General features: G+C 64.8%; 18 protein-coding genes. 4 read left to right on the forward strand and 14 right to left on the reverse strand.

All coding sequences use genetic code 11. The features are described from left to right. Window positions 1-10: 10 nt before the first annotated feature. Window positions 11-712: a hypothetical protein gene (locus AC6H34_RS11155; protein ID WP_497538854.1), complete on the forward strand. Its 702-nt coding sequence runs from the start codon at window positions 11-13 to the stop codon at window positions 710-712. A 79-nt stretch (window positions 713-791) separates the two neighbouring features. Here AC6H34_RS11155 and AC6H34_RS11160 read toward each other — a convergent pair whose 3' ends face one another. The 11 genes from AC6H34_RS11160 to AC6H34_RS11210 form a co-directional block, all read right to left on the reverse strand. After that, entirely contained in the window at window positions 792-1,793 is a 1,002-nt protein-coding gene (locus AC6H34_RS11160; RefSeq protein ID WP_497538855.1) for a hypothetical protein, read from the reverse strand. Window positions 1,794-2,006: 213 nt separating this feature from the next. After that, complete coding sequence (gene dhaL, locus AC6H34_RS11165) at window positions 2,007-2,660, reverse strand: dihydroxyacetone kinase subunit DhaL (RefSeq protein ID WP_497538856.1); 654 nt, start codon at window positions 2,658-2,660, stop codon at window positions 2,007-2,009. A 58-nt stretch (window positions 2,661-2,718) separates the two neighbouring features. Further along, window positions 2,719-4,815, reverse strand: a complete 2,097-nt coding sequence (locus AC6H34_RS11170) for a bifunctional sugar-binding transcriptional regulator/dihydroxyacetone kinase subunit DhaK (RefSeq protein WP_448149919.1) — start codon at window positions 4,813-4,815, stop codon at window positions 2,719-2,721. Window positions 4,816-4,994: 179 nt separating this feature from the next. Next, window positions 4,995-5,636, reverse strand: coding sequence for a dihydroxyacetone kinase subunit DhaL (dhaL, locus tag AC6H34_RS11175; protein ID WP_448149918.1), 642 nt, complete (start codon window positions 5,634-5,636; stop codon window positions 4,995-4,997). A gap of 15 nt (window positions 5,637-5,651) precedes the next feature. Continuing rightward, window positions 5,652-6,644 (reverse strand): dihydroxyacetone kinase subunit DhaK, encoded by a 993-nt coding sequence (locus AC6H34_RS11180; protein WP_448149917.1) that lies wholly within the window; start codon window positions 6,642-6,644, stop codon window positions 5,652-5,654. Window positions 6,645-6,675: 31 nt separating this feature from the next. Next, a complete protein-coding gene (locus tag AC6H34_RS11185) occupies window positions 6,676-7,446 on the reverse strand; it encodes an SDR family oxidoreductase (RefSeq protein WP_448149916.1) in 771 nt (256 codons plus the stop codon). Window positions 7,447-7,506: 60 nt separating this feature from the next. Beyond that, window positions 7,507-8,499, reverse strand: a complete 993-nt coding sequence (locus AC6H34_RS11190; RefSeq protein ID WP_448149915.1) for a substrate-binding domain-containing protein — start codon at window positions 8,497-8,499, stop codon at window positions 7,507-7,509. Between the two features lie 81 nt (window positions 8,500-8,580). Next, entirely contained in the window at window positions 8,581-9,585 is a 1,005-nt protein-coding gene (locus tag AC6H34_RS11195) for an ABC transporter permease (RefSeq protein WP_448149914.1), read from the reverse strand. 46 nt (window positions 9,586-9,631) lie between these two features. Beyond that, the gene (locus tag AC6H34_RS11200) at window positions 9,632-11,110 is read right to left on the reverse strand and encodes a sugar ABC transporter ATP-binding protein (protein WP_497538857.1); all 1,479 of its coding nucleotides are present in this window, start codon (window positions 11,108-11,110) and stop codon (window positions 9,632-9,634) included. Between the two features lie 240 nt (window positions 11,111-11,350). Beyond that, window positions 11,351-12,253: an SDR family oxidoreductase gene (locus AC6H34_RS11205; RefSeq protein ID WP_497538858.1), complete on the reverse strand. Its 903-nt coding sequence runs from the start codon at window positions 12,251-12,253 to the stop codon at window positions 11,351-11,353. A gap of 73 nt (window positions 12,254-12,326) precedes the next feature. After that, complete coding sequence (locus AC6H34_RS11210; RefSeq protein ID WP_497538859.1) at window positions 12,327-13,067, reverse strand: SDR family oxidoreductase; 741 nt, start codon at window positions 13,065-13,067, stop codon at window positions 12,327-12,329. A 512-nt stretch (window positions 13,068-13,579) separates the two neighbouring features. On the opposite strand from AC6H34_RS11210, the gene AC6H34_RS11215 reads away from it, so the two are divergent. The 3 genes from AC6H34_RS11215 to AC6H34_RS11225 are packed head-to-tail and all read left to right on the forward strand — an operon-like array spanning window position 13,580 to window position 17,100. Beyond that, entirely contained in the window at window positions 13,580-14,812 is a 1,233-nt protein-coding gene (locus tag AC6H34_RS11215) for a paraquat-inducible protein A (protein ID WP_497538860.1), read from the forward strand. Further along, the gene (locus AC6H34_RS11220; protein WP_497538861.1) at window positions 14,809-16,509 is read left to right on the forward strand and encodes a PqiB family protein; all 1,701 of its coding nucleotides are present in this window, start codon (window positions 14,809-14,811) and stop codon (window positions 16,507-16,509) included. The genes AC6H34_RS11215 and AC6H34_RS11220 overlap by 4 nt, the downstream gene beginning before the upstream one ends. A 3-nt stretch (window positions 16,510-16,512) precedes the next feature. After that, window positions 16,513-17,100: a PqiC family protein gene (locus AC6H34_RS11225; RefSeq protein WP_497538862.1), complete on the forward strand. Its 588-nt coding sequence runs from the start codon at window positions 16,513-16,515 to the stop codon at window positions 17,098-17,100. Between the two features lie 70 nt (window positions 17,101-17,170). Here the strand turns inward: AC6H34_RS11225 and AC6H34_RS11230 are convergent, their stop codons facing one another. From AC6H34_RS11230 to AC6H34_RS11240, 3 genes are read right to left on the reverse strand one after another with little or no spacing between them, the layout of a single operon-like run. Continuing rightward, complete coding sequence (locus AC6H34_RS11230; RefSeq protein WP_497538863.1) at window positions 17,171-18,424, reverse strand: Zn-dependent hydrolase; 1,254 nt, start codon at window positions 18,422-18,424, stop codon at window positions 17,171-17,173. After that, on the reverse strand, window positions 18,421-19,263 hold the full coding sequence (locus tag AC6H34_RS11235) for a BtpA/SgcQ family protein (RefSeq protein WP_497538864.1): 843 nt from the start codon (window positions 19,261-19,263) through the stop codon (window positions 18,421-18,423). Before AC6H34_RS11235 ends, AC6H34_RS11230 begins: the two co-directional genes overlap by 4 nt. Next, window positions 19,260-20,174, reverse strand: a complete 915-nt coding sequence (locus tag AC6H34_RS11240) for a ribokinase (RefSeq protein WP_497538865.1) — start codon at window positions 20,172-20,174, stop codon at window positions 19,260-19,262. The genes AC6H34_RS11235 and AC6H34_RS11240 overlap by 4 nt, the downstream gene beginning before the upstream one ends. Window positions 20,175-20,177 lie beyond the last annotated feature (3 nt).

Here is a 20,177-nt window from a genome sequence, read left to right on the forward strand (position 1 = left end):
GAGAGCCTTCATGTCCCTGCCTCGCCCCTGGCGCGAAATCCTGCCCCAACTGGTATCGACTGCCCTGATTCCGCTCACAGTGGCGGGCATCGGATGGTACTACACGCGCTGGCAGCAGAATCTGTCCGACCTGCGCACCATGATCGACATGATGACCGACGCGGCGCCGGAGAAGCGCAAATACGGCATCGCCATGTTCGAATACCTGCTCAAGAACGACAAGGTGCCGGTGGAGTTCATCACCGCCCAGCTCGACTACGCCAACTCGTCTTCCGACCGCGACCTGTTGCCGCTGCTGGAGAACGCCATCCAGAAGGCCTCGCTCGCCAATGGTTCGGTAAAAGAGGCATATGAAGAGGCGACGGCACGCCTGCCCAGCCGCATCTTCGTGCATGTCCTCAACGATACCCAGCGCCCATGCCCGGGGATTCTGCTGGATGAACTGAAGGACAGCGACAAGGCCGGCATCACCTTCCCGTCCGTGATCCTGGCCAAGTGGTCCGGCGAGACGAACGAGCTACGCTTCTTCAAGGTCAGCGACCGCAAGCGGGCCGAATCGCTCACGGAACTCTTTTCGACGGTGGGCCTGCAGCTCACCACCAAGGATCTCTCCACGAGCTGGAGCGGGGCGCAGGATTCCCGCCCCAATACCTTCGAGATCTGGCTGGGCAATCCCCCATTGCCGACCAACTGCCTGAATTCGGCGAAGTAGCCCCCGGCGAGAGCCGGCCAAGCTGCGCGGCCAAGGAACGGTGTTCGCCTTGGGCAGCGTGCAACTCGGCGGGAAGGCCCTACTGCCCGGCGCAGATCGGCGTCGGCCGCGGCGGCGGCGCCGGATGGTCTCTCTTGTACTGTGCGATCATCGGCTCGAGGACACCTCTCGGCCAATATCTCGGAGCGCCGATCGCCCGGAGGCAGGACGCGTTCCAATACAGGCCCGCGCGGGATGGCGACTGGCCGGCGGCCACGGCCCGCGCGACGGCATCGACGTCGGCGGCGGCAGGATAGATGTACAATGTGGTTGGATCGTCCTTCACCATGGCGAGGATCTGACGGATATCCGCGGGCGACCAACTCGTGCAGCCGTTGCTGCGCCCGCCGCTATAGTCGACCAGGGTGCCGAACGGGACATAACCGTCCGGATTCGCATAGGGGCTGCTTGGATCCTTCCGGAGGCACACGCCCTTCAGCGCCGCGGCTGCATGTCCGCCGATCTCGCGCTGCCGGGCGTTCGCGGTCTCGCCAACGCCGTCAAACTGGATGAACGTGCGAAGGAAGGCAGCGTCCTGGCGCGCGGACACGCGATAATAGCCCTTGAATGAGGTTTTCGCCTCGGCCGTCACATAGGCGCCGCCCGTCGTCAGTTCCGAATCCATGGCATTGCCGAAATTCTTCGCGCACTCCCGGCCATTGGCATAGTTGGCCATGCCCGGCAGGTTGCGTCCGCCGCCGTGGCCGGCGGCGATCGCGCGAAACGACCGCTCGGACTCGCAGATGATATAGAACCGGCCGCCTCCCGTCCCGCTCGGATTGTTGGGACGTGTGGCATCCATGGCGAAGTAGCAGGGGTTCCGGACCGCGCCGGCGCTCAGCTTCTGCATATAGAGCGCGCGCGCCCGCATAAGGACCGGCTGCGCGATCTGGCCCGCGCCTTCGCCGACACGGGCGGCCAGCCAGGCGGGAATGCCTGGCGATTGCCCTGCCGCGGTTGATGGCGAGGCTGAAATGGCGATCACGACGGCGAAAAGGCCGAGGATGTTGATGATGTCTTGAAGGGCAGATCTCAATCGCACCGGACCAGTTCTCCAGTCGAGGCGTTCTGCAATTAGCTTGCGGCGGCGCCGCGAGAAATCGATCAGAAAGGGCCATCGCGCGAATCGGCGACGCACCCATTCTATGGCACAGCCCGTCAACAAACTCTGCACAAAGAACCGTGATACGCATCGTCCGCGGTATGTGGCGCAGGGCGCTCCGGGCATCGCGCATTCACGCGCGAAGTCTCGGCGTCAGGAGCGATCGGCCGACGTGAAAGTCTCGCGCATCGCACGCAGGATGACGACGGCCGAGGCCGCGCCGGGATCGATATGTCCCAGGGAGCGTTCGCCGAGCCGCGCCGCTCTTCCACGGGCGGCTACCATGGATCGGGTGGAATAGGCGCCGTTCTCTGCTGCCTCCACGATTCCCGTCCACATCTGCGCGGTATCGGCCTGCGCCGCTCGCGCCGAGGCCGCGGCCTCGGCGGCGGGTATCCAGGCATCGAGCATGGTCTTGTCCCCACGCTGGGCCTTGCCGCGTTCCCTGATCCCGAGCATTATGGCCTCGATCATCGTCGCCTGTCCCTCGCGCGAGAGGCTTCCGTCCTGCTTCATCGCCAGAGCGGCCCTGCGGAATGCAGTGGCATAGAGCGGTCCCGTCGATGCGCCGACAGCGTCAAGGAAGGCCGAGGCGGCGACGGTAAAGACGTCCGAGGCAGTCTTGCTCCTGAGGTCGAGCTTGGCCAGCTCTCCGTTGACCGCGGAGAAGCCGAGAGCCATCGTGATGCCGTGGTCCGCGTCGCCGATCGCTCCATCCAACGTCGTCAGGCGATCCTTCTCAGCGACGATCGCCACCGCTATGAGGTGGAACATCCTGCTTAGATGAAGCGCTGCATTGTCCGGCATAGGGGTCCCTCCAATTCAGCAGGACTTCACGTTTGGTGTCGTGACCATGATTTTTGTATCAGACGACCCGCAAGGCGGCGGTGTCGCAGGGGTGATGCAGCAATTCCGACAATTCCGGATCGAGATGGAGCACGGAAATCGACGCGCCTGCCATGTCGAGCGACGTGCAGTAATGCCCGATCCAGTTTGCCTCTATCTCGATACCTTTTGCTCTCAATCTCTGCTCGACGCGCCGGAACAGAATATAGAGCTCCATCAGGGGCGTCGCTCCGAAGGAATTGACCAGCACGGCAACCCGATCCCCCTGGGCCGGCTTCATTTCCGAAAACACGCGATCCATGACCCTGTCGGTGATCTCGTCGGCCGTCATCATTTTCTCGCGCGTGACGCCACGCTCGCCGTGAATGCCCATGCCGAACTCGATATCGTCCGGACCCATTTCAAAATTATGGCGCCGCGTCTGGGGGAGGGAACACGGCTCCAGCGCGACACCCATCGTAAAGGTTCTCGCATTGGCCTTGCGGGTCACCGCCTCGCAGGCGTCGAGCGAGAGGCCCCGGTCACACGCCGCGCCCGCGATCTTGAAGATGAAGAAGTTGCCGGCAACGCCGCGCCGGCCCTCGCGATCCTCCAGGGAGGAGGAGGCGATGTCGTCCGTGGTCAGGACGGTTCGCACGTCGATCTTCTCTTCCTGGGCCATCTCGGCCGCCATTTCGAAGTTCATCACGTCGCCGGCGTAGTTTCCGTAGACGAAGAGGACGCCCTCTCCACCCGAGGCGGCTCTGGCGCATTGCAGGATGGGGGCGGGGGGAGGGGAAGAGAAGACATTCCCGATTGCGACGGCATCGGCGAGACCCTTGCCGACATAGCCGAGGAAACAGGGCTCGTGCCCCGTGCCGCCCCCGATGACGAGCCCCACCTTGCCGGGCCGTGGGCCGCTGCGGGCGATCAGCGCGCGGTTGGAGTCCCTTATCGGCTGGATGTAGGTGGCATGGGCCCTGACCGCGCCGTCGAGCATTTCGTCGACGACGTCATCGGGGGCGTTCAGGAACTTCTTGACGAGCGTGCGGTAGGCGGTGGGGGGCGCCGTCGCCCCGTCGGCTCCCGAACGCGGCGATGATTTATGCTCGATCTGGGTCACGCCTTCCGCGTTGAGGATGCCCCAGCCGGTTGCCGCGTCGGTGATGAGGACGTTCACATAGCCGCCCCGGAGAGCCGCCAGGATCGCGGGCACCTTGTCGAAACCACCTGAAATCGCAATCCGAGTCCCGATCTTCCTGAGCATGTCGAGCGATATGCCGATGGTGCGGTCGTCGAGCGGGCCTGGGACCGGCGCACCCCAGCCGTCGATGAAGCGGCCGGCGACGACGCCCACGGCATCCTTGGCGAGATATTGCTGCAGCGACACGGATTCGAAGAAGCCGCTGGTATGGATGGTCGAGTTCGGGCGCAGCGAGGAAATGCCGAAGAGAGCCTTGTTCGCCTTGGCAAGGACTTCGAACTGGCTGTCGATCAACGGCTCGTGGAGGAGCATGTCGCGGACATCCGCATTCGAGACGATTGCCGGCGCCGTCAGGTTGATGAGCTTTCCGTTGACGGCGCGGGCCAGCGCCGCGGCGCAGAGCTCGGGCGTATAGGCGAAATCGGCGCGTGTGCCGCCGGTCGCCTGCACGATCGTGACGTCCTGCAGCCCCGGCACGGAGGCCTGCTCGGCGATCGCGAGAACCGTCCGCCCCCAGGCGACGGCCATCGTATCGCCGGACTTCAGGAGGCGGTTGAGGGCTCGCGCTCCCGCCGCGCCGAGGCGCTCTATCAGCGACCGCGAGCTGTCGTCGCTTGGGACCACAAGGCAATCGTACAGGCCGAAATGCCGCTTCAGTTCCTGCGCGATGGTCAGCGAGCTCAACCGGGCGGGCTCGAGCGAGATATTCACGATTCCGCGCGTGCGCGCATCGGCCAGGTAACTGTTCACCGTGGCGCGCGAGATACCCATGATATTCGCGATGTCGCCCTGGGTCCTGCCTTCTTCGTAATAGAGCCAGCAGGCCCACACATAGGGATCGTCGCCATAGCGAAGGGGGATGCCATCCGTCCCGTCCGTCGTGCGGGCGCGGCCTGTTCCATTTTTCTGCGGCGAGGATTCGTTTATTTCCATGAAGGTAGGCAGTTTTCCCATTTTTCGGCAAACTGGGAGGAGTGCCGCGCGTTTGCAACTCCTTTTAAAGGTCGGCGCGGACCGCGCTGCAAGAAAAGCGCGGTCCGGCAGAGCGGGTCTCGGCAAAGCCGGCGATAGGGAGGGATCGCCGACGAGACCTGCTCTCAACTCGTGCCCCTCTAGACGAGGCGGGCGCGGGCACCGAGGGAGAGCTCCTTGAGGATGATGGCGCAGGAGGTCGCGCCGGCATCCAGTACCCCCAGCGATCGCTCGCCGAGACGGCTGGCGCGGCCGATCTTTGCAACGAGGTCGCGGGTGGAGTCGCGCCCCGCCTCGGCGGCTGGAACGAGTGCGTCGAGCGCCTCGCCGAAGGACTTGCCTTCGGAGACGGCCGCATCGAAGGTGTCGACGGCCGGGACGAAGGTGTCGAGCAACGTCTTGTCGCCCACCTTCGCGGAGCCGATCGCCTGGATGCCCTCGAGCCCGGCATGGAGCATCCTGCTGTAGGTTGCCGCGTCGATGGCCGTCACCCCGTCGAGCTTCTCGGCGAACTCCGTGAACATCACCCCGTAGAGGGGGCCCATCGAGCCGCCGATTTCCGTCATGAGAACGGTCCCGAGGGTGTCGAGGGCCTCGCTGAGCGACGTCTCCCTGCCCTTCAGGCGGTCGGCGGCCATGCCGAAGCCCTTCGCCATGTTGACGCCGTGGTCGCCGTCTCCGATCTTGCCGTCTATCTCGCTGAGGTAGGCGCGGTTTTCGATGATCCGGTCGGCGAGAGAGAGAACGATCGCTCCAGCCGATGCGTTGGTGAATGACTGCATGCTTCGTTTTCTCCGTCAGAACTGCATGGTGCAGCGTACATTGAGGTCGAGAAGCGCCTTGAGTTCCTCGTCGAGAGCCATCACGGTCAGGGTCGCGCCGATCATGTCGAGCGATGTGAAGTAATTGCCGATATAGGTCCTGTGGATCTTCAGGCCTCGGGCCGTGATCTCCTGCTCGATGGTGTCGTTCAGGATATAGAGCTCGTTGAGGGGTGTCGCGCCCAGCCCGGAGACGAGGACGGCGACTTCCGTGCCAGCGGAAAGATCATGGTCGTCGAGGACGAGCTTCGACATGTCCTTCGCCACTTCCTGGGCGGTCTTGAGCGGCTCGACCCGCACGCCCGGCTCGCCATGATGGCCGATGCCAACCTCCATCGTTCCCGGCTCGATCTGGAAGTTCGGATGGCCGACCGCGGGAAGCGTGCAAGGCCCCAGCCCCACGCCGATCGAGCGGCAATTGTCGATCGCCTTCTGCGCCGTTGCACGGACCTCTTCGAGGCTGCCGCCGCCCGCCGCCTTCGCCGCACCGACCTTCCACATGAAGATCTCGCCCGCCACGCCGCGCCGCTTCTCGCGTTCCGTGGGCGGTGCCGAGCAGACATCGTCATTGGCGACCACGGTTGCCACGTCGATGCCGTCCTTGGCTGCGAGTTTGACCGCCATCTTCACGTTCATGTTGTCGCCGGCATAGTTGCCGTAGAGACATACGACTCCCTTGCCGCCGTTCGCCTCGCGGAAGGCATCGTAGAAGCTCTTGGCGGTGGGTGACGAAAAGAGTTCGCCGACGGCGACGGCATCGAGCATATTCTCGCCGGCATAGCCGATGAAGGCTGGCTCGTGGCCTGAGCCGCCGCCCGTGACGACGCCGACCTTGCCGGCGATGGGTGCATTCCTGGCCGCGACGACGCGCGGGTTGTCGGCAAGGCGAACGATATCCGAATGCGCCTTGACGAAGCCCTTCACCGTATCTTCCACGACCTCGTCGGGGTTGTTGACGAACCGCTGCATAGTGTCTCCTTGAGGTTTCTGGGCGCGGGGCTCAGAGGATCGTGTAGCCGCCGTCGATCAGCAGATCGGCGCCATTGATCATGTCCGCACCGGCGGAAGAGAGGAATACGGCGGCTGCCGCGATCTCTTCCGGGAAGGCAAAGCGGCCGGCCGGGATACGCTTGCGCGCGGCATCGCCCTTCTCGCCCGCCCACGCCTTCTTGCCGAGTTCGGTGAGCACGATCGTGGGGGAGAGCGTGTTGACGGTGATTCCATGCTTGCCCCATTCGGCGGCAAAGGTCTTGGACATGCCGATGACCCCGAACTTCGAGGCGCAGTATGCGACATGCTCCTCGATGGCGACGGTGCCGGCCTGGGAAGCCAGGTTGATGATCTTGCCACCCTTGCCCCTCGCGATCATCGCCCGGCCGACGGCCTGCGTAACGAGGAAGCTCCCCTTCAGGTTGATGTCGATCGTACGGGTCCAGTAGTCGAGGGGGAGGTCCTCGGCCGGCGCCAGGAACACCACGCCCGCGCTGTTGACGGCGATGTCGATGCCGCCGAAGGCGGATTTGGCTCCCTCGACCGCCGCCTGAACGGAGGCGGGATCGGTGACGTCGCAGACGAATGCGCGTGCACCGCCGCCGAGTTCGCCGGCTTTCGCATCGGCGAGCTCGGCATTGATGTCGAGAACCGCCACTCTGGCTCCCTTGGCGGCGAAGGCGCTTGCAATGGCTGCGCCGATGCCGGAGGCGGCACCCGTCACGAGGGCGGCCTTGCCGGCGAGCGGAAAGGTCAGGTCGATCTGCGGAGTATCGGTCATGTCGCGTGGTCCTGGCGGGAGAGCACGGGGCGGACCATCCGCCCCGTGCCGTTGAGGGTATTACTTGCTGCGGGCAGCGAGGAGCTTGTCGACGTTCTCGGCCGTGACCGGGGTCCACGGCACATTGTATTCCTTGCTGGTGCCGTTGTTGTACGGCATGCTCGGATACTCGGCCCAGATGTCGGACTCGGGCTTGTAGTTGCCCTTCTTGGCCTGGGAGATCGCGAGATCCATCGCGCCCTGCGCCTGGGCTCGTGCATCCTGCAGGATCGAGGTCATGGTGCCCTGCTTGACCGCGTTGAGGGCGTCGGTGACGCCGTCGATGCCGGCGATGGCGAAGTCCTTGACGTTGAGCTTGGCGGCCTTGATCGCCTCGATGGCACCCAGCGCCATCTCGTCATTCTGGCCGATGACGCCGTTGATCTGGCCGGGGTGGGCGGTGAGCCAGTTCTCCATCAGTGTCTGTGCCTCGGCACGCGACCAGTTGGCGGTCTGGTCCTCCAGGACCTTCACGTTCGGGCATTCCGCCAGCGCCTTCTTGTTGCCTTCGAGGCGCGAGATCTGCGCGGATTGGCCGATCGGGCCTTCGATGATCACCACGTTGCCCTTGCAGCCGATCTTGTCGAGCACGCTCTTGGCTTCGAGATAGCCGGAGATCGTGTCATCGGAGCCGACATAGGCCGACAGCAGGTCGGAATGAACGCGGGTATTGGAGCCGATCACGGGAATGTTCGCATCATGCGCGGCCTGCACGGCGGTCGCTCCGGCCTCGATGTCGATGGGCACGAAGATGATCGCGTCGAATTTCTGCGTGATCATGGTGTTGAACTGTTCCTGCTGCACGAGGGCGTCGTAGCGCCCGTCGAACACGGTCAATTCGACCTCGCCGCTCTTGACCGCGGGGTGATCCTTCAGCGCGGCCGTCCAGATCTGCATGAACTCGGCGTTGAGGCCGTAGGGGGCCGCACCGATCTTGATCTTCTTGTCCTGCGCCAGCGCAGGCGTCATCAGCAGCGCCGTGGCGGCTGCCAGGGCGAAAAGCAGTTTCCTCATGGTCGTCTCCTCTTGGAACGCCGATGCCATTGCGGCATACGGATCGGATCGCGGCGTGGATGCCGGATTTTGGGGAGGGCTTCACTCGCCCTGGTTGCGCTTCCGGTCCAGCATCACGGCGCCGACGATGAGGGCGCCCTTGAGAACCTGCTGGTAGTAGGATTGGATGCCCATCAGATCGAGGCCGTTGTTCATCACGCCGATGATCAGCGCGCCGATCAGCGTGCCGGTGATGCGCCCGACGCCGCCGGAGAGGCTGGTGCCGCCGATCACGACGGCTGCGATCGCATCGAGTTCGTAGGCGATGCCGGCCTGCGGCAGCGCCGAGCCCGTGCGAGCGGCCAGCATCATCCCCGCCAGGCCCGACAGCCCGCCTGAAATGACGTAGACGATGAACCGGATACGGGTGACGTCGATGCCCGAGGTCTTGGCGGCGTGCGGATTGCCGCCCACTGCGTAAATGTAGCGGCCGAAGCGGGTACGGTTCAGTACCCACCAGGATATGATGAACACGACCGCGAGCAGGACGACGGGCATGGGAAGGCCGAACAGGTTGCCCGTGCCGATCCACCGATATTCGGGAGTCAGCGCCGGCACCGGCCGCCCCCCGCCATAGATCAGGGTAAGGCCGCGCGCCGCCGAAAGCATGCCCAGCGTCGCGACGAAGGCCGGAACCGAGAAACGCGAGACGATGACGCCGACGACCGCGCCGCAGGCGATACCCACCAGGAGACCGGCGGCCAGGGCCAGGTAGAACGGGTACGGCGCCCCTGGCAGGCCGGCGGTCGCCGAACTGGTGGCAAGGCTGGCGCTGACGATGCCCGTGAGCGCCACCACGGAACCGACCGACAGATCGATGCCGCGCGTCAGGATCACGAAGGTCATGCCGATGGCGAGGACACCGTTTATGGCGGTCTGCAGCAGCACGTTCGAGATGTTGCCTGCGGTCAGAAAGTACTCGTTGGACAGTGACAGGATCAGGGCCAACAGCAGGAAGGCGATGAATATGCCGTATTCCTGCAGGAGCAGCCGGCGGCGATCCGTGCTGAACCAGCTGCCCGTGGAAGGATTCTCGTTGGCGGACACGCGGATTTCCTCTTCTATGCCTGATGACGCTCTGTTGTGCCGTGGCTCAAGTGGACAGGTGCACCAGCGACTGGGCGTCGGTTTCCTCCCGGCGATAGGTTCCTGCCGAGCGTCCCTGCCGCATCACCAGGATCCGGTCGGACATGCCGAGAACCTCATCGATTTCGGACGAGATCATCACGACGGTCCCGCCCTGGGCGGCGAAGTCGCAGATGATGCGATAGATCTCGCGCTTGGCACCGACGTCCACGCCGCGCGTGGGCTCATCCAGGAGCAGCACCTTCGGCTCCCGCAGGAACCATTTGCCGAGCACGACCTTCTGCTGGTTGCCGCCCGAGAGATAAGAGACGGGCATGGTGTCCCGCGCTGCCTTGATGCCGAAGCGCTCGATCATCTCGGTAGAGGCTGACTGCTCGCGCCGGCGCTGCATGGTGAACCCGGGGCTGAGTTCCGGCAGGCTGGCGAGGCAAATGTTGTTGCGCACGCTGTCGATGAGATTGAGCCCCGTGAGCTTGCGGTCCTCGGTCACGAGCGCGATGCCCTCGCGCATGGCGTCGGCCGGCCGGGTGATCGCAAGCGGCCGGCCCGCAAGGGTGATCGTGCCGGCGCTGGGTTTCCTGAGGCCGAAGAGGCAATCGAAGATCTCGGTGCGTCCGGAGCCCATCAGGCCGTAGATGCCGAGGATTTCCCCCTGGCGGACGGAGAAGGAGATATCCTCGATCCTGCCCGGTATGGTCAGGCCCGATACGCCGAAGCCGACGGTCTGGCTCGGCACGTTGGTCTTGACATATTCCTCGCCGAGTTCACGCCCGACGATCATGCTGATCAACTGCGGGCGGGTGACGCTGGCGAGTTCGCCGCTGTCCACATAGCCGCCATCCCTGAAGACGGTGTAGGAATCGGCGATCTGGAAGATCTCCGAGAGCCGGTGGGAGACATAGACGATTCCCTTGCCGGCGGCCTTCAGTCGTTCAATGGCCGAGAAGAGGTGCTGAGCCTCCTTCTCGCCGATGGCGGAGGTCGGCTCATCCATGAAGATCACCTCGGCGTCGTGGCTGAGCGCCTTGGCGATCTCCACGAGCTGCATCTGCGCCACCGAGAGGTTCATCATGTATTGGCTGGCGCGGATGTTGAAGCCGAGCTGGTCGAAGAGCGCCTGGGCCTGACGGTTCATCGCGCCGAAATCGATGCCGCCGAAACGTGCCGACGGCTCACGCCCGAGGAAGATGTTCTCGGCCGCCGTCATGTGCGGCACGGGGCTCAGTTCCTGCTCGATGATGGCGATGCCGGAGGCAAGGGCTTCCGCCGGCGTCGAGAAGTGGACTTCCTGGCCGCGACGACGGATCGAGCCCGCGTCGCGCCGGTGTATGCCCATCAGGATCTTCAGGAAGGTGGATTTGCCCGCACCGTTGCCGCCGCACAGGGCATGCACGGAACCGGCGCGCAGTCGCAGACGGCCATCCCGCAGGGCGGCGACGCCGCCGAAGGACTTCTTCAGCCCCTCTACCTCAAGCAGATGCTCCACGTTTCCTCTCCCGATTATGGACCGCTGCCTTGGCCGGCAGGGTCGATCGACATCCGAGGCCAGCTCGGTTCATCGACTTTGACAATATTCGGGTAGTGATAGACAAATGTCAAGGTAGACTGAGGGTTGTATGTCGCTGCCCGGAAAAGTGCGCGCTCGACCGGTCAGGACCGTGCGGGATCGTTGTGGGAGAGGCGAGGGTGCCCGAGGCGCGAGCCGGCCGTACCGGGCACCCCGCGGTCATGGCCTGATCGTCGGCTTGAGCAGATCCTCGAGGCCGATGCGGCGGAACATCTCGGCTCGCACGCGGTCGGCGACGCCGTTGACGATCTCAGCCCCGTCCTGGGACGGATCGACATGGGTGCGGAAGGGGCGGCTGCCGAAGGGCATGCCAACCACCCTGACGATCGCGACGGCGACGTCCCCGGCGTCGGCATCGGCGGGTTCGAGCGATGCAAGACCCTTCAGGGCCTGTTCGGGCACGCCTTTGTAGGGGCCGTCATTGTATTCGGACGCGCGGGCGGTGTCGGCCGGCGAGCCGGAATGCGCGAAGTGATTGGTGCCCTTGGTGAAGGCTCCGGGTACGATGATCGCGGTCTCGATCCCCCAGCGGGTCAGTTCGCTGGCGTAGGAGACGGCGAGTGAATCCATCGCCGCCTTGGCGGCGAAATAGGGCGACAGATAGGGCGGCGTGCCGCCTCGGGTGCTCGACGACGACACCCAGACAACGAGGCCCTTCCCGGCCTTGCGCATATGGGGAAGGACCGCTCTGTTGACGCGCTGGGTCGAGAGCACGTTGATGTCGTAGAGTTCGGCGAATTGTTCGGGCGTGAAGGCCTCCGCCGGTCCGAAGGACATGTGGCCGGCATTGTGGACGACGGCGTCCAGGCGTCCCTCCTCTGCGATGATGCCGGCGATGCCGGCCTCGACCGAGGCGGCGTCGGCGACATCGAGTTCGACCGTGCGCAGGTCGGCGCTGTTCTCCCGCGCGAAGCCCGCCGCTTCGGCGACGGCTTTGGTGTTGCGGGTCTGTGTGGCGCGGATGCCGGCATAGACGGTGTGGCCGGCCTTGGCGAGGGCGCGGGCGGTGAGGGCGCCGAAACCGCTCGAAGCGCCGGTGATGACGATGACTTGCTTGTTCATGGTTCCGTTCCTTCCATGGGCGGGGATGATGCAGGGGGAGCGATGGCGGCTGTCCGCCATCGCGACTTCGGCGTCAGATCACGCCGCCATTGGCGCGCAGCGTCTGTCCGTTGATCCAGCCGCCGTCCGGGCCGGCGAGGAAGGAGACGGCGGCGGCGATGTCGGACGGCGTTCCCAGGCGTTCCAGGGGAGCCATCTTCGCCAGTTGCTCGATCAACTCGTCGGATTTGCCATGGAGAAAGAGGTCGGTCGCGGTGGGGCCGGGAGCCACGGCGTTGACCGTGATGCCGCGGCCGCGCATCTCCTTGGCCATGATGGCGGTGAGAGTTTCCACGGCGGCCTTCGTCGCAGCATAGACGCCGTAGCTCTCGAGCTTCAGCCCGACGACGGTGGTCGAGAAGTTGATGACGCGCCCGCCGTTGCGCAGCCGCCTGGCCGCCTCGCGCAGCGTGTTGAAGGTGCCCTTCAGGTTGACGCTGACCTGGCGGTCGAAATTGGCGTCGTCTGCGCCGGCGAGCGGCGACAGCATCATGATGCCGGCATTGTTGACCAGCACGTCGACGCCGCCGAAGGCAGTTTCGGCGGAATCGAACATGCGGCGCACGGCCTCCGCATCGGCCACATCGGCCTGGGCGGTGACGGCTCTCCCCCCTGCCTGTTCGATCTTGCGGGCCACGTCTTCGGCCGCCGCCGCGTTACCGGAATAGTTGACGACGACGGTGAAGCCATCCTTGCCAAGACGTTCGGCGATCGCCGCGCCGATACCACGTGAAGCGCCGGTGACGATGGCGACCTTGTTGCTGTGCTCAGACATTGTGTCTCTCCTTCGGTTTCGGCGCTCTTGCGCCTTGGGATGACCGGAGCATGCCCTGTTTCCGAAAGCGGATAATCGGCTGAAAACCGGCATCACTATTCGTTAGAAGCGAACAGATGGCAGAGCGCCTCCTAGTGTGCGCCGAGGTGCACGACCGCCCACGAGACAGGGCAGGGGCCGATGCGAGCAGATTGCGTCATGGGTGAAGGTGCATGCCGACGAGCGGGAGGAATGCTGCAATGGCGGGCGATGAATTCCGGGCGATTGACGCGGTGCCCGCTGAAGTCCAAGATCTGGGGCAGCGAGGCGATGCTTGGTCCGGCGTGCGCGGCATCGTTGTCGAAACGGGTCGGGGCCTGCTATTGCTGCGCCGTGCGCCGGTCGATTCGCATCGGCGCGCTAGATCTTCTTTCATTCAGCGGACGAGTGCCCCTCCAATACATGATGGTGACGTATTGAGTAGCCAGAGGATTGGGCCGGCTGCTTCGGTCGGGCAAGGTTCACAGCGAATCATGGAGTGCCACGAATGTGGCCTCGCGCATGACGTGCCTCCCCTGCAGGACGGCGCGCGAGCTCGTTGCGCGCGCTGCGACAACAGCCTCCACCAGCTCCGCGAAGTCTCTCTCGACCATGCCTTCGCCTATTCTTGCGCTGGCGCGATCTGCTTCCTCATGGCCAACATGCTGCCCTTCATCTCTCTCGAGATTTCGGGGCGCGCGCAGGTCGCAAGTCTCATCACGGGCGTTCGAGCGCTGTATGACGAGGGGTTCTGGGAACTGGCCATCGTCGTGGCGGTGACGATGCTGGCCGCGCCAAGCCTGCAGATCCTGTGCCGATTGCTCGTGCTGGGCGGGCTCAGGCTCCGCCGCCCGCCCCGCTGGCTGCCCGTCCTCTATCGTTTCTCGACCAAGATCAGCCGCTGGGCGATGGTCGAGGTCTACATGCTCGGCGTCTTCGTCGCCTATGTGAAGCTGATCGATCTGGCCAGCGTGGATGTCGGCTATGGCGTGTTCGCGGTCGGCGCCCTCATGCTGATCACCGTCCTGACGGGCTCGATGCTCGATGATGAGACCGTTTGGCGTGCCTTTGAGAGCAAGGGCGTGGTGCCGAGGCATGTGGCCGTCGATCGTGCCCGCCCGACTTGCCGCTGCGAGACCTGCGGCCTCGTATCCAATCTGGACGAGAACGGCAAAGGGCACTGTCCCCGCTGTTTGGCGCATCTCCATCATCGAAAGCCGGCCAGCCTGAGCAGGACCTGGGCGCTGGTTACCACGGCGGCGATTCTCTACATTCCCGCCAACCTGTTTCCGGTCATGACGGTGGTCTCGCTCGGTCATGGCGAGCCCGATACCATCCTCAGCGGTGTCGTCGCGCTGGCGGATGCGGGAATGTGGCCGCTGGCGCTGCTGGTGCTTTTCGCCTCGATCCTCGTGCCGGTGCTCAAGCTGGTCGGGCTGGTGGTCCTGCTGATCACCACTCAAAGCGCCTCGACCTGGCGCCTGCACGAGAGGACGGTGCTCTACCGGATCATCGAATTCGTCGGCCGCTGGTCGATGATCGATATTTTCATGATCTCCATTCTTGTGGCATTGGTCCAGCTCGGGGAGATCGCCACCATCCAGCCGGGCATCGGCGCCATCGCCTTCGCCAGCGTCGTGATCATTACGATGATCGCATCCGAGTCATTTGATCCTCGCCTCATGTGGGATGCTCTGGATCGTCACAGTGGGAAGAGAGGCCGGTGACCAATTCCGACGTAGCGTATCCAGAAGATGGTCCGGCCACTCCCAGGATTCAGCCGCCACGCCGCTTTCGCTTCTCGGTGATCTGGCTCGTCCCGATCGTGGCCGCCTTCATCGCTGCCTATCTCGGCTGGACGACGCTGTCCCAGAAGGGCCCGGAGATCACGATCTATCTTCGGACGGCCGAAGCCATCGAGGCCGGCAAGACGCAGATCAAGTACAAGGCGATCACGTTCGGAACGGTCAAGTCGATCGGGCTCGCTCCCGACGGCACACATGTCAGGGTGACGGCCGACATGACCAAGGAAGCCGAGCCGCTGATGCTGGAGGGCACCAAATTCTGGGTCGTCCGCCCGCGCCTGTCCGCCAGCTCGGGCATCTCTGGTTTGTCGACCATCGTCTCCGGCGTCTATATCGAGTTCGATCCCAGCAGGACCGGAAAGCCCGCGGACAGCTTTACCGGCCTGGAGGTGCCGCCCGTCATCCAGGCCGATACGCCGGGAACAGAGTTCGCCCTCGATACCAGGCAGCTCGGTTCGATCGATATCGGATCGCCCATTTTCTACCGGGGTGTCCAGGTCGGGCAGATATTGGGCTACGACTCGTCGGATCTTGCGGCCGGCATCAAGATTCGAGCCTTCGTGCGCGATCCCTATGACAAGGAGGTCCGCGCCAACACCAATTTCTGGAGCGCGTCCGGCGTTTCCCTGACGACGGGGGCCCAGGGGTTCAAACTTCAGCTTGAATCGCTCCAGGCGATTTTCGCCGGCGGTGTCGCATTCGACATTCCGAACGGAGAAAAGCCGGGGCCCCAGGCCGCTGCCGGTACGCGCTACAAGCTCTACGCCGACCAGGCCAGCGCGGATGAAGACCGATATACGATCCGCTTGAGATATCTCGTCTTCTTCGACTCTTCGGTGGGAGGTCTGGCGCCCGGTTCCAATGTCGAATGGCACGGCCTCAAGATCGGCCAGGTGGTGGATGTCGGCCTCCAGTTCGACGTCGCCAAGAATACCGCGCGCGCTCCGGTGGTGATCGAACTCGAGCCTCAGCGCTTCCAGATCGTCGGCGTCACCAGCATGCCGAATTCCGGCGACGTCCTCAAGCAGCTGGTGGCAAGGGGATTGCGCGCCCAGATCAAGACCAGCAACTTCCTGACCGGGCAAAGCGTCGTTTCCCTGGATGTCGATCCCAGGGCGGCGCCTGCCGAACTGGGAACCGGCGAAGCCTATCCGGTTATCCCGACCAGCCCGAACCAGCTCGATTCGGCGATGCGCTCGGTCAACGACATTCTCGATCGGGTGTCGAAGCTGCCCTTGGACAAGCTGGTCGGCCAGGCCAATGATACGCTGAAGTCGTTCCAGGACCTGGCTGGCGGCCCGGAGATCAAGCAATCGCTGCAGTCGCTGTCGGGAGCCCTGACTTCCGCGCAGGAATTGCTCGCCCAGGCGAAGACCGATCTTGGACCGGCGCTTCAAAAGCTTCCGCCGGTGCTCGACAGCGCCCAGCTATCGATGCGGCGCATCAACTCGACCCTGGGTTCATTCGATCAGGGCTATGGCGGGACGTCCTCCTTCAGGCGTGACCTTACCCGTCTGATGGCGCAGATCGACGAAGCCGTACGCTCGATCCGCGTGCTTTCCGACTATATGGCACAGCACCCGGAATCCGTGATCCGGGGCAAGCCGCAAGGAGAATAGAGAATGCCGCCCACGATGCCCCGCCCGGTATCTCTATGGTCCCTCCTCGGGCTCGCAATGGTCCTGGGGCTGCTTTCGGCCTGTGCCTCGCCCGCATCGAAGATCTATACCCTCACCACCCTGGAGAGAACGCCCTCCTCCGGGCGTCCCGTCTCGATATCGATCGAGACGGTGGACCTTCCGAAATACCTGGACCGGCCGCAGTTTGTGCGACGGTCCAGCGACGTCCAGCTCGACATTTCCGAGTTCGAGCGCTGGGGCGAGCCATTCGGCAGCATGATACAGCGCGTGCTCGCCGAAGATCTGCGCCGGCACCTGCCCGCCCGCTCGCTGGTCACGACCAGCCAGACGACCACCGGCACCGAGGCGGCGACGCTGGAATTCTCCGTGAACCGCTTCGAGCCTGGGCCCACGGGCGAAATCGCCATGCAGGCCCAATGGCGCCTGCATTATCGGTCCGGCGGGCGAGGGCCTGGGGCTCAGGCCATTGTCATCGTTCGTCCCGCCGCAGCCGATACCGGCAGCCAGGTCGAGGCCATGAGCAAGGCGCTGGACGAGTTCGCCGCCAAGATCGCCCTCGCCCTGCGCTGAGCAGCGGCCACCGAAGGCCGGCGTCTCCCAGGCGCCGATCGGTCTGGTCCACCGATGCGGGGCGCAGCGCCTACACAGGCGACGGACCGTTTGCTGCGGCGATCGTGGCCTCGAGCAACAACCGTGCGCCGTTCTCCACGCTCGCTGGCTCGACATATTCGGTCTCGTTGTGGCTGATGCCGTCCCGGCAGGGCACGAAGATCATGGCCGTTGGTGCAACCCTCGAAACAAAGAGGGCGTCGTGGAAGGCGCCCGATACCATCCTTTTGCTGGACAGGGAGAGTCGCAGGGCCGCCTCCTGCACGACCTCGACCATGGCCGGGGAGAACACGCCGGGCGGCATGTCGAACGCCGTGGCGATTTCGACCGAGCAGCCTTGTGCGGCGCACTGCTCGCCGCAGATCGCCCGCACCTGCGCATCGATCTCCTGCAGCCGGGCGGCGGAGGGATGGCGGATATCGAGACTGAAGGTCACGGCCCTTGGTATGGCGTTCACCGAACCCGGAACCGTCGCAATCCGCCCGACCGTAAGCCGTGCGTCCATATCGGAGGGCATCACGCTGGCCTGCAATGCGTGGAGCACGCCCACGGCCGCAACCATGGGGTCACGGCGGTAGGACAAAGCGGTCGTGCCGGCGTGGCCTGCCTCGCCCGTGATGGTCACCTGCAACCAGCGTGTGCCCTGCACCCCGGTCACCACGCCGATCGCAAGCTTTTCCTTTTCCAGTGACGGCCCCTGCTCGATATGCAATTCGATATAGCCGGATACGGGCGTGCCGAGCGCGCGTGCCGTGGCTTCGGGCAGCGCCGCCAGGGTCTCGGCGAGTTCATCGGCGAAGGAAGCTCCCTTGCTGTCCGCCAGCGAGCGCCACGCCGCCGGATCCGCGGCGCCGGCGAAGGCCATGGACCCCATGACGCCGGGCGCGAAGCGGCTGCCCTCCTCATTCGTCCAGGCAACGACCTCGACGGATCTCTCGGTCTGCATGCCCGCGTCTTCGAGCGCCTCGAGGATCTCGAAGGCGGAGAGCGTACCGAGAGCGCCGTCGTAGCGGCCGCCCGTCGGCTGGCTGTCGAGATGGCTGCCGATCAGCAGCGGGGGAGCGTCGTCCTCGCGGCCCTCTCGCCGTATGAAGAGGTTGGCCATGGCGTCCTGGAAGACATGGAAGCCGCGGGCCAGCGCCAGTTCAGCAAGCAGGCGCCGCGCCGCGCGGTCCTCCCGGCTCAGGGCTTGCCGGTTGACGCCGCCAGCTGCCGTGGCGCCGATGCGGGCGAAGTCCTCCAGACGCCGTTGCAACCGTCCGGCATTGATCGTCGCAACCGTCATCGCGCCAATCCGGCGACGAAGGCCGTCACGCGGGCGGGATCGACCGGATTCCACCACACGCCATCATATTTGAGGGCGCTGGCGATGATCACGCCGTCGACGATGCCGAGGATGTCGTTGGCATTGTCCGGCGTGACACCGCTGCCGACCAGGGTTGGCAGGCCCGCCGCGTCCTTGATCATGCGGATATAGGAGAGATCGGCAGCATGCCCGGTGCGCTGGCCGGTGGCGATGATCGCATCGGCGTCGAAGAAGACGAGGTCCTTGACCAGTTCCTCCACCGGCCGGTCGGCGACGATCGCATGGGCGCCGTGCTTCACATGGGCGTCGGCGAAGATGCGGATGCCATGGGCGCGAAGCTTGGCCCGAAAGCGCATGGCGCGCGCGGCCTCGCCCTCGACGAAGCCCTCATTGGCGACATAGGCATTGGCCCATTGGTTGACCCGGATGAAGCCGGCGCCGGCGGCGCTGGCGATGGAAAGGGCGGGAATGGCTGCGTTGGCCAGCACGTTGATGCCGATGGGACGGCCGATCTCGCGCCGGATGCGGTCGGAAATCACCGACATATAGGCCGAGGTTTCCGGCCCGATGTCGTCGGGCTTGGCGAAAGGTATGTCGCCATGGTTCTCGACGATCACCCCGTCGCATCCACCGTGCAGATAGGCCTTCGCGTCGTCCAGCCCACGCTGGTAGATGGCTTCGATCGCTTCTCCCTGATAGTGCGGGGAGCCGGGAAGGGGCGCGAGATGCACAACGCCGATGACGGCCTTGGATCTGCCGAACAGGCTGCTCAAGGCATCGCCGGAGGCCTGGCCGATGGGTTTGGAGGGGGCTGTCATGGCTGTTCCGTTTCCAATTTCCTGATGAGTTCGCGGATCTCCGCCCTGCTCGGGCAGGAGGCCGAAGTGCCCTCGCGGCCGACCGCAATGGCGGCAGCGGAGACGGCAAGGCGAGCCGCCTCGACGGGAGCCATGCCGAGGTCCAGGGCGCCGGCCACGATGCCGCAGAAAACATCGCCCGCGCCGCTGGTGTCGACGGCTTCGACCACGGGAGCCGGCAGGTGGCGAATGTTTCCGGCCCCGCCTTCGGCGACGAGGCAGCCTCCGGGGCCGAGCGTGACGAGAACGACGTCGGCACCTCCTGCAAGCAGATCGGTCGCGGCACGCTCCGGTGTATCCCGTCCGGTCAGCGTGCGGGCCTCCCCGACATTGGCGACGATGATTCCGGCGGGCGGGAGCGCCGCGCTGATGCCGACTGGAAGCGGGCTGGGATTGAGAATGGTGCGGGCGCCGCGTCGCCTGGCTTCCTGAAGGCATGCCGAAGTGGCGCGAGGCGAGAGGTTGCCCTGCATCACCACAACATCGCCGGGAGCGATCCTGCCGACGATATCAGTCTCTGCACACGGATCGAAGGCTTCGGCGCAAAGGCTGCCTGTGACGATCATGTTCTCGCCGCCGCCCTCCACCAGAACCACCGAGCGATCCGTCGGCTGCGGCTTGACGGAGAAGGAGCACGCGAGCATTTCCGCCGAGAGGCGATCGGTAATCCAGCGGCCTGCGTCGTCGTTGCCGATCGCCGTCCAGAGCGTCACGCCCGTGCCCGCCCGGGAGGCGGCAACGGCCTGATTGGCGCCCTTGCCGCCGACGCCGTCGGCATGGCCCGTTGCGTTGAGCGTTTCACCGCGAACAGGGAACCGTCCGAGCCGAAAGGTCGTGTCGACACAGACATTGCCGACGACGTGCACGGCCATGAC

Source organism: Labrys sp. ALF-8 (assembly GCF_059699065.1).